The organism is uncultured Thiodictyon sp., from assembly GCA_903837595.1.
Taxonomy (GTDB): Bacteria; Pseudomonadota; Gammaproteobacteria; order Chromatiales; family Chromatiaceae; genus Thiodictyon.
The window spans coordinates 1-8,431 of the sequence record CAILVI010000187.1 but is presented as its reverse complement, the minus strand read 5'-3'; the positions used below and the strand labels follow the sequence as shown (position 1 = coordinate 8,431).

Sequence of the window (8,431 nt, the reverse complement as noted above, 5' to 3'; positions counted from 1 at the left end):
GCGCTGCCCATGGTCACCCTCTTTCCCTTGCTTGCCCAACGCTATGGACAGGGCGAGGCGTGCGCCTCGGCACTCCTGGCGACGACGCTACTGTCCTTCCTGACCCTGAACCTGGGGCTCTGGGCACTGGGAATGGGGGGGATGCACTGAGCCGGGCTCTCGGTCTGAGGGTGTCCCGCCCGTCTCTTTGGCCATTTGCAGATAATCTGGGTCGGAGCCGACGTTTGCAGGCTGTTTGCAGCTAATGTGGGCTCATTGGCAAATCATCTGGGTCCGGGACCGCCGTTATCTGCAACTAATCTGGGCCGAAAATCGCGATGTTTGTGGGTCCGGGCGCGGATGTTTGTGGGCCGCCACAGGTACCGGGCACTGAGCGCCCGCGAGCAGCCCGACCAGGGTGACGCGCAGACCGGCGTCGTTGGCCTCCGTGCGGATCTCCAGGGCGCGGACCGTCTCGGCCTGAAAGCGGATGCCATCGTCGGGCTCGCCGGCGCCGGCGCACAGGTCGCGGAAGACGGCCTCAATGCGCGGGATGTCGGCCGGGCCGAACCCCAACAGGTCGGTGTCGCGGGTCGGGCGGTGGGGGATGTCGAACCACGGGTCGAGCAGCAACGCGCCCTTGAGCAGGAAGCGCTCCGCGTGGTTGGATCGGCCTAGGCGATAGAGCAGCCGCTCCAGGGCGTAGCGGGTCAGAACCAGGTTGAAGTCCTGCTGCTCGGCCTTCGCCTTGTTGAGCAAGCGGGCGCGCACGGACGCGGCCAGGTCCGGCCCGGTCACGTCAGGCTCTCCATATAGGGGCGCTTCACATTGACGACCCGGCAAAGCCGGGCGAAGCGCCACAGGTCGTCCATGGTCGCCCGTCGCCGCTGGCCGTTCGTCCCCAGGGCCTCGCGCAGGGCCTCTAAGGCCACGTCCAGACCGATCTTGTTGCGGTACTTGAAGCAGTCTGCGACGGTCCGCGCCACGCCCGTGATGCGCACCGGCACGCCGTCAATCAGGTGCTCATCGACGCCCTCGGTCAGGGCCGCCGCGGGGAACCGCACGATCCGCAGCGGCGGAGAGTCCAGGCGCGGGGCACGCGCCTTGTTCGGAATGACGAGCCAGATCTGGAACGGCGCCTGGGTGGTGAGTTCGTGGAAACGCAGCGCCGAGAGCAGGCAGACCACGGCCCGGGGGTGCATGCGGGCGACCTCGGCCAGCGAGGAATGCTCCGACACCGCGCGGTCCGGACGGGCATAGAGACCGCGGCCAATGCGCGCAAGCCGCCCCTGGCGCACCAGTCGAGTTAGGGAAACCCGGGGCAGCCCGTGGCTGACCAGATCCAGCGGACGGAGGAGCCCGTGGTTCCGCGCGAGATCAAGGATGGTGTCCTGGGTAGTGTCCATGCTCATAGCATGTTTCACAACGCAGGTTATTGCCAACGATGCCCCGCGTTTTGCAACGCGCCTGTGGAGTTCGACAGCGTACTTTGTGATGTTGAACCGTGGATGAAAGCAATCCGACTCGCGCAGGCAGCAATTCAAACCAAAAACGGCGTATGCCCTAGCAGCCTGTCGGACTTCGGAGCCCCGTCGCAGCTGACGTTCCTGTACACTGTTCGGATCAACCCCGATGTCCGGAGTACGACTGCCGATGCGCCGCTTCCACCCGATGGACCGCGAGACTGACTTGCTCCTGCCGCTGTCGGTGCAGGACTGGCTGTCGAAGGGCCACCTGGCACGCTACGTGGTCGAGGTGGTGGAGGGCTTGGATCTGAGCGCGCTGGTGCAAGCCTATGGCGGCACCGGGAGCACGCCGTATCACCCAGCGATGCTGTTGGCGTTGCTGATCTACGGCTACGCCACCGGGCGTTTTTCCAGCCGCAAGATCGAGCGGGCCACGTACGATTCGCTGGCGTGTCGCTTCATTGCCTGCAACCTTCACCCGGACCACGACACCCTGGCGACCTTCCGGCGCCGCTTCCGCAAGGAATTTGAGGCGGCCTTCGTGCAAGTGCTGGAGGTGGCGCGGGAGAACCGGTTCAGTCGGTTCGGCAGCGTCTGCTTGGACGGGACCAAGATTCACGCCAATGCTAGCCGCCACAGCGCCTTGTCCTATGGGCATGCCGAGGCCATTGAGGCGCACCTGCAGGCCGAGGTCCAAGAACTGATGGCGTTGGCCGAGCGCACGGACGGCGCCCAGGTCCCGGACGGGATGAGCATCCCGGCGGAGTTGGAGCGTCGCGAGGAGCGTCTGGCGGCGATTGCCGCCGCCAAGACCAAGATCGCGGCGCGGGCCGCCGAGCGCTTCGCGCGCGAGCAAGCCGAGTACGAGGCGAAGCTCGCGGCACGCGCCGCCCGCGTCGCGGCTACCGGCAAGAAAATTGGCGGCACTGCCCCCAAGGCCCCGACACCGGGGCCGCGGGTGGATGACCAGATCAATCTGACCGACGACGAATCGCGGATCATGCCGGTCGCCGGCGGTGGTTTCGAGCAATGCTACAACGGCCAAGCCATGGTCGATCCCGAAAGCATGCTGGTGGTGGTGGCGCAGGTCGTACAGGCGGTCAACGACAAGCAGCAAGTGGTGCCGATGCTGGCGAAGCTCCAGGCGCTGCCCGCGCAACTCAACGACGCCAAACAGCTCACGGCAGACGCTGGCTATTTCAGCAAAGACAACGTGGTGGCCTGCGAAACAGCCGGGATCGAGCCGCTGATTGCGGTCAAACGCGACCAGCACCACCCGCATTGGTCGGAGCGCTTTCGCGAGCCGCCGGAGTTGGCGCCCGCGGCCACGCCGGTGGAGCGCATGACCAACCGCCTCAAGACCGGCGCCGGCCGGGCCGCCTATGCCCTGCGCAAACAGACCGTCGAGCCGGTGTTCGGGATCATCAAGTCGGTGATGGGCTTTCGTCAATTTCTCACCCGCGGGCTGGACAACGTCCAGGGCGAATGGACGCTGGTCTGCCTGGCGTGGAACCTGAAACGCATGGCCGTATTACGTCCGCAGTAAGGGGAAAACCGAGGCAAACTGCGCTTTTAGCCGAAAATCGCCTCTTTTTTGCCAAGAAAAGCCATCCAATGGCCTCAGGCGGTGGCGACGGCGCCTAAGTCCGACAGGCTGCTAGGGCTGGGCGGCCCAAATCAGATGTGCGAGGAGCGCTGAACCCACCCCTTGACTATGTATCCGGTCGATCGTGGCGGTGGAAAACTCGGCCACCTCCCCCCTGGGTGCAGACGCAGTTGTCGCTGTCCGGGCGGGCACCAGGTACCGAACTGGCAGAGTTGAGCGCCTTTTCCTTCCCGGTTATAAGCCAGCCAACGTCCCAGGATGGTGGTTAGGACTTTGGTCTGGGGGTGTGGGTTGAAGGCTGAACTGGCTGCGCTTAGCTTTGATTTTATAATTGCAAAAACTGGTGGATTTACCGTGGTTTCCTATCATAGTAAGGTGGTTAGGTCATGCGCTGATCTTCACCCTGAAAGCTTCTTATTAAAATATATCAATATGTTATATTCTATCTTGCTTGCTTTTGACCCTATATCGACTAATTTTTTATAACAATTTTTAGTTTTCTGGACTGATCATTTCCTAACATGTGTACCGACTACGTTATTCACAGGTTTTAAAAACGGATAAGAAAGAAAGTTAAAGAGTAAAGAAAGGAAAGGATAAGGTGGCCGAAAAGAACACAAAAATAAACAAAAACAATAAGATGATGTAGCCGCTTTGCGGCTTCCACCTACCACCTAGGATACTGTTGCGGCTTCTACCTACCACTTTTTTCGAGCGTTGCGGCTTCCACCTACCACCGTTGCGGCTTCCACCTACTACTTTTTTCGAGTGTTGCGGCCTCCGCCTACCACTGTTTGAGTGTTTCTGAGCTTGGAATCCTTGGGTGACGAGGAGAAAAATGCCCTGTACGGCTTCTACCTACCACCTGTTGCGGCATCCACCTACCACTGTTGCGGCGCCTACCTACCACTTGTTGCGGCGTCTACCTACCACTTGGCAGAGAGTTATGCACAGGAGGAGGACCCGAGAGCGTCGCGCGGGAGTCCCTCAGTCTGGCGTTGGCTGCTTTGACATCCCCGATGAAGTCTGAGTGTGCATGGAGGCGGTACTTGATATCGAGGATTTTGCGGCCTGCCTTGCGTTCGTCGACGCGCTTCCAGGATTGGAGAACGCGGTTGCTTTGCAATTCGACCAAGGCTGTTTCTAGTGCTTGTAGGTTGTCATTGGTGCGTGCATAGGCCAGGAAACCACTGTCACGTTGGATCGAGGAAAATAGGATTTCATAAGGGTCCATGAAGCTCGCGTTCGTGTAGTTGTGCGATAGGCGCTTGTGGAGCCAACGGGCGATTTGTGAGGAAAGGGACATGAGGACGCCATAGTTGAACTGGCGGTATGTCAGTTCATTTACGCTCTTTGAAATGAGGGCAGGAAGGCGGGCAACCCAGGTGATGGACGTGTCGGTTAGATATTTCTGACGGTTGACACGGGTCACGTCAGAAAGGATCGGAGCAGAATAGACAGGATCTTGATTATCGTCCAGATAGAGCGAAATGTGCGTCCTGGATAGGATGTCGATGGAACGTTTTATTTCATCTAAGTTCCTGGTCTTACTGCGCAATTTAAGCTCTTTTCGGATCATCTGTACGGAGAAGCGAACCCAGCTTTCTGCGTTTTTTGGATCATGAACGCCGCACTGCTGGTCTGCGAAAATTTTCCGAATGACCTCCTCTATGAGTTCCTCATTGGCACTAGGATAATAGTCTATGTAGGTATCGTCGATCTTGATTGCGGCGGGTTGGATAGCAACGCGACACGCGTGCTCGATGCGCTGACCATTCCGTCGCGTGGCGTAGACGAAGCTGTATTCATGGACGGGAAGGCGGCTGTCCGGGCTGCGGAGGGCGTTCTGAGTACGGGGCGATACGGCGTATTTCGGGATGGCGTCCCACAGTTCAATTGTGTTAGACAGGTCGGCCACGTCTCCGAAAAACGTGGTGAACAAGTCGTATTGAAGATTTTGGGTCGTCGTGGCAGGTTGTTTACTAACGATCTTTTGCGACATCTCCTAATCCTCGAAGGCAACCACGGACCGGCTGGCGCCTCCGCTAGTGAAGCTACTTATGCCGATAGTCCCGACCGCCAGCGTTGCGCGCCGGGTGGCCGGTAGTCCTTCTCCAACCCTCGTCGCCGTTGGTGATTCGAGCCGCCCGCGTCTGGGCATTGCCGTCTCCGTCTTGCTGTTGGTGAAGCTTTGCCAGGAGCGGTGATCTTGGTCCCCGTCCGGGTCGTGGTGTCGAAGTGGCCGGCGGCGCGAATGTTGCGGCTGGACGGCCAGTATGGAGGCGAGGATACTTTTCCGTTTCGGGGCGCCCTCCTCTCGGTCTACCGCTCCAGCAGTCCTACTAGAACACGAAACGCGAACCAGCGATAAATTGCGCCCTATCTTGTTCGCTAGATCTCTGTTCTATCGTCTGCGTCAACCTCCTTTCTTGCCGTCCATAGCCATTGCTCGGCGTTGCCGCTGTCAAATCTGGAATTGTTGCACATGATACTCGCACTAAACGGCACGCTGCCTCCCCACCGTCACCAAGGCTCCGACCTTGCTAGGTTGCTTACGATATGACGATAATACCTTGCTTTCGTTAGACGTGTCGGTGAGGCAGTAACACCACGGGAGGCCACGACTGCTCACAGCCTCAGTTCACCGCAGGGCGACCTGGCTTGAGTTTAACCACTGACTTTACCGCCTCATCAAACGCAGCATCTGGCATGACGCTGAGGACATGCAGGGCTGCACGGACTAACTCCGACCGGTTAATCAATTGTCCAGCCTGCGCCGCTCGCAGGAGCATTTCCTGCACCATGACTGCCTCGTGTGGGGGCAGACTGTACGCCAGTCGCGTGACCCCCACTGGGACGTCAAGGGTCTCCTGATCCTTAGGGACAAGAGCGGACGATGTTGTCGCCCCCCCTTCAGCTCGGCTGAGGGCTTCACGGCGGTCGACCAGCAGCTGATCAGCCTGGTCGAACCGCTTCCGGACTGCCTCTTCCTCGGCTGCGACTGAGGACTTGAGGGCAGTGCCGATGCTTCGCTTTCTGGTGTTCATCGCGCAACTCCTGACAAGATGCCGAGAATTTCCTCCAGGAGGAGGTCAACCTCCTCTATGGAATCACGCGCACGGGCGCCCATAGTGTGCACCGTGGTGCCGTACACCTGAGCCTCTCGATAGGCGGTGCGTTGACGCAGCTGTGCCTGCGTCAGCGGGATCCCGTATCCGGACAGCTCGCCCAAAACCTCATCTCCGAGGGATGTGCGGGGCACCATGTTAGGCACCATCCGCGCGATCAGCCCGTTGTTCAACGCGCCTGCCTGCTCAATTAGCACCCGGGTTCCACTGGCTGCCCACAGATCGGCCGGAGCAGGGATGATGGGGATCAGGGCCAGATCCGAGACGAGCAGGGCACTTTGCGGAACTGGTGATTCGACGGAAGGCGGGCAGTCGATGAGGATGAAATCATAGTCGGTGAGGTACTTCCGGACCTCCCGGTGGAGCTTGGCGCCAGCGGCTGCCAAGCCGGTTACCGTGGCGGGAAACGGTTGATCGTCTGATGCCGAGGCGGCCCAGCGCGTGGCCGTAGCCTGCGCGTCCGCGTCGACGACGAGCACTCGTCCGTGTTTGGCGAGCCCCCCGGCGAGCTGCATACTCACAGTGGTCTTGCCGCAGCCGCCCTTCTGGTTTGTGACCGTCACGATCTTCGCCGTCATGCACACTCCCCTTATCGCAAGTGGTCCTACCGTAAAACCATTCTACGGTAAGCGAAGGATATCATCATACCATACGATCATGTAACCATCGGTCGCGCCTTCAGGGCGGTGATGTATGGAGGCGCTGACGGGGTGAAGCGATGGCCCGGTCGCCGGGTCTTGGGGAGGGGCTTTCGGCAGCCGCCTGACTCATCACAATCTCCGTCGCCTGCTTGTCCTCATCTATCGAGGTATAGCCTACCGAAACGCTATGACGATTGGATCGTTATATCGTCGGATCAAGGTCCTCCCCACGGATGATGGTAGCCGCTGATTCGGAGGTGTGCTGGTTGCGCCGTCGAGTCTCGGTGCGCCTTCCGGTTGCCGCTGGCATGCCACGGTCTTCGCTATCATGGGGACCGGCGCCTATCGTAAGACCGTTGCACGGTAGGACGAGTATATCGTAAGACCGTAAGACCGTAAGACCGTCAGAAGCGCATATCGTAATGTCGATCGGTCATGTTAACGACCACGCCCCCAACGCTGGAATCCGCAGACTACGTCGAGCGCTGGTTTGGCCGCCGCACCTTAGGGATTCCCTCACGGCTCCCGCTGTGGCTGTTACGATCTGTTGACACCATGCGTGCCCACACCTATCGATGTCCAGCCTACCCGAACACTGCAATGGTATGATGATCAGATCGTCATATCGTCTGACAAAGGCCTTCCGCACTAAGGGAGGTAGCCGCTGGGTTGGCGGAGTGCTGGTCGCGCCGTCAAGCCTCGGGTTGCCTTCCGGCTACCGCTGGCCAGGGCACGGTCTTCGCTGCCATGCCGCCCTCACCTATTGATATGTAGCCTGCCGTAACCCTGTGTGAAAGTAGGGCGATTAGATCGTCAAATTGACTGACCACGGTCCTACCCACGAAAGTAGGCAACCGCTAACTCGGCGGAGTGCTGGTCGCGCCGTCGCGTCTCGGGGCGCCTTCCGGTTGCCGCTGGCATGCCCCGGTCTGCGCCGTCCTGGGTGCCCGCGCTTAACGTCATACCGTATAACGAACGGACGTGTATATCGGCATATCGTTCCATCATATGACCGCTTGTGTCACCAGGGATGGAGTCCGTAGACTGGGCCAAGCGCTGGTTCGGTTACCGTGCCTTAGGGGGTACCTCACGGCTCCCGCTGGGCCAGCCACGATCATCGACGCCCTGCGTGCCCTCACTTATCGAGGTATAGCCTACCGTAACCATGGTAACGTATGATGATCATATCGTTAGACCAAAAGTCTGCCCACGAAGGCAGACGGCCGCTGACTCGGAGGCGCGCTGCTTGCACCGTCGAGTCTCGGTGCGCCTTCCGGTTGCCGCTGGCATGCCACAGTCTTCGCTATCATGGGGGCCGGCGCCTATCGTAATACCGTCTCACGGTAAAAGGAGTATATCGTAATACCGTCAGACGGTAAGAAGTGCATACCGTAATATCGATCGGTCATGTTAACGACGACGCCCCTAACGCTGGAATCCGCAGACTACGTCGAACGCTGGTTTGGCCGCCGCACCTTAGGGATTCCCTTACGGCTCCCGCTGTGGCTGTTACGATCTGTTGACACCATGCGTGCCCACACCTATCGATGTCCAGCCTACCCGAACACTGCAATGGTATGATGATCAGATCGTCATATCGTCTGACAAAGG

General features: G+C 59.6%; 6 protein-coding genes. 1 reads left to right on the top strand and 5 read right to left on the bottom strand.

Annotation, left to right across the window (positions count from 1 at the left end; all coding sequences use genetic code 11):
- Window positions 1-285: 285 nt before the first annotated feature.
- Complete coding sequence (locus QZY44_RS10045; RefSeq protein ID WP_295445730.1) at window positions 286-777, bottom strand: nucleotidyl transferase AbiEii/AbiGii toxin family protein; 492 nt, start codon at window positions 775-777, stop codon at window positions 286-288.
- Window positions 774-1,391 carry an AbiEi antitoxin N-terminal domain-containing protein gene (locus QZY44_RS10040; RefSeq protein WP_295445728.1) on the bottom strand — a complete coding sequence of 206 codons (618 nt, stop codon included), beginning with the start codon at window positions 1,389-1,391 and terminating at the stop codon, window positions 774-776. Before QZY44_RS10040 ends, QZY44_RS10045 begins: the two co-directional genes overlap by 4 nt.
- Window positions 1,392-1,632: 241 nt before the next feature.
- Here QZY44_RS10040 and QZY44_RS10035 point away from each other — a divergent pair, with 241 nt between their 5' ends.
- Window positions 1,633-2,991 (top strand): IS1182 family transposase, encoded by a 1,359-nt coding sequence (locus QZY44_RS10035; protein WP_295445732.1) that lies wholly within the window; start codon window positions 1,633-1,635, stop codon window positions 2,989-2,991.
- A gap of 982 nt (window positions 2,992-3,973) precedes the next feature.
- On the opposite strand, the gene QZY44_RS10030 is transcribed toward QZY44_RS10035, so the two are convergent.
- The 3 genes from QZY44_RS10030 to parA form a co-directional block, all read right to left on the bottom strand.
- Window positions 3,974-5,053 (bottom strand): hypothetical protein, encoded by a 1,080-nt coding sequence (locus QZY44_RS10030; protein ID WP_295445726.1) that lies wholly within the window; start codon window positions 5,051-5,053, stop codon window positions 3,974-3,976.
- A 634-nt stretch (window positions 5,054-5,687) separates the two neighbouring features.
- The gene (locus QZY44_RS10025) at window positions 5,688-6,098 is read right to left on the bottom strand and encodes a hypothetical protein (protein WP_295445724.1); all 411 of its coding nucleotides are present in this window, start codon (window positions 6,096-6,098) and stop codon (window positions 5,688-5,690) included.
- Window positions 6,095-6,757 carry a ParA family partition ATPase gene (gene parA / locus QZY44_RS10020; RefSeq protein WP_295390689.1) on the bottom strand — a complete coding sequence of 221 codons (663 nt, stop codon included), beginning with the start codon at window positions 6,755-6,757 and terminating at the stop codon, window positions 6,095-6,097. Before parA ends, QZY44_RS10025 begins: the two co-directional genes overlap by 4 nt.
- Window positions 6,758-8,431 lie beyond the last annotated feature (1,674 nt).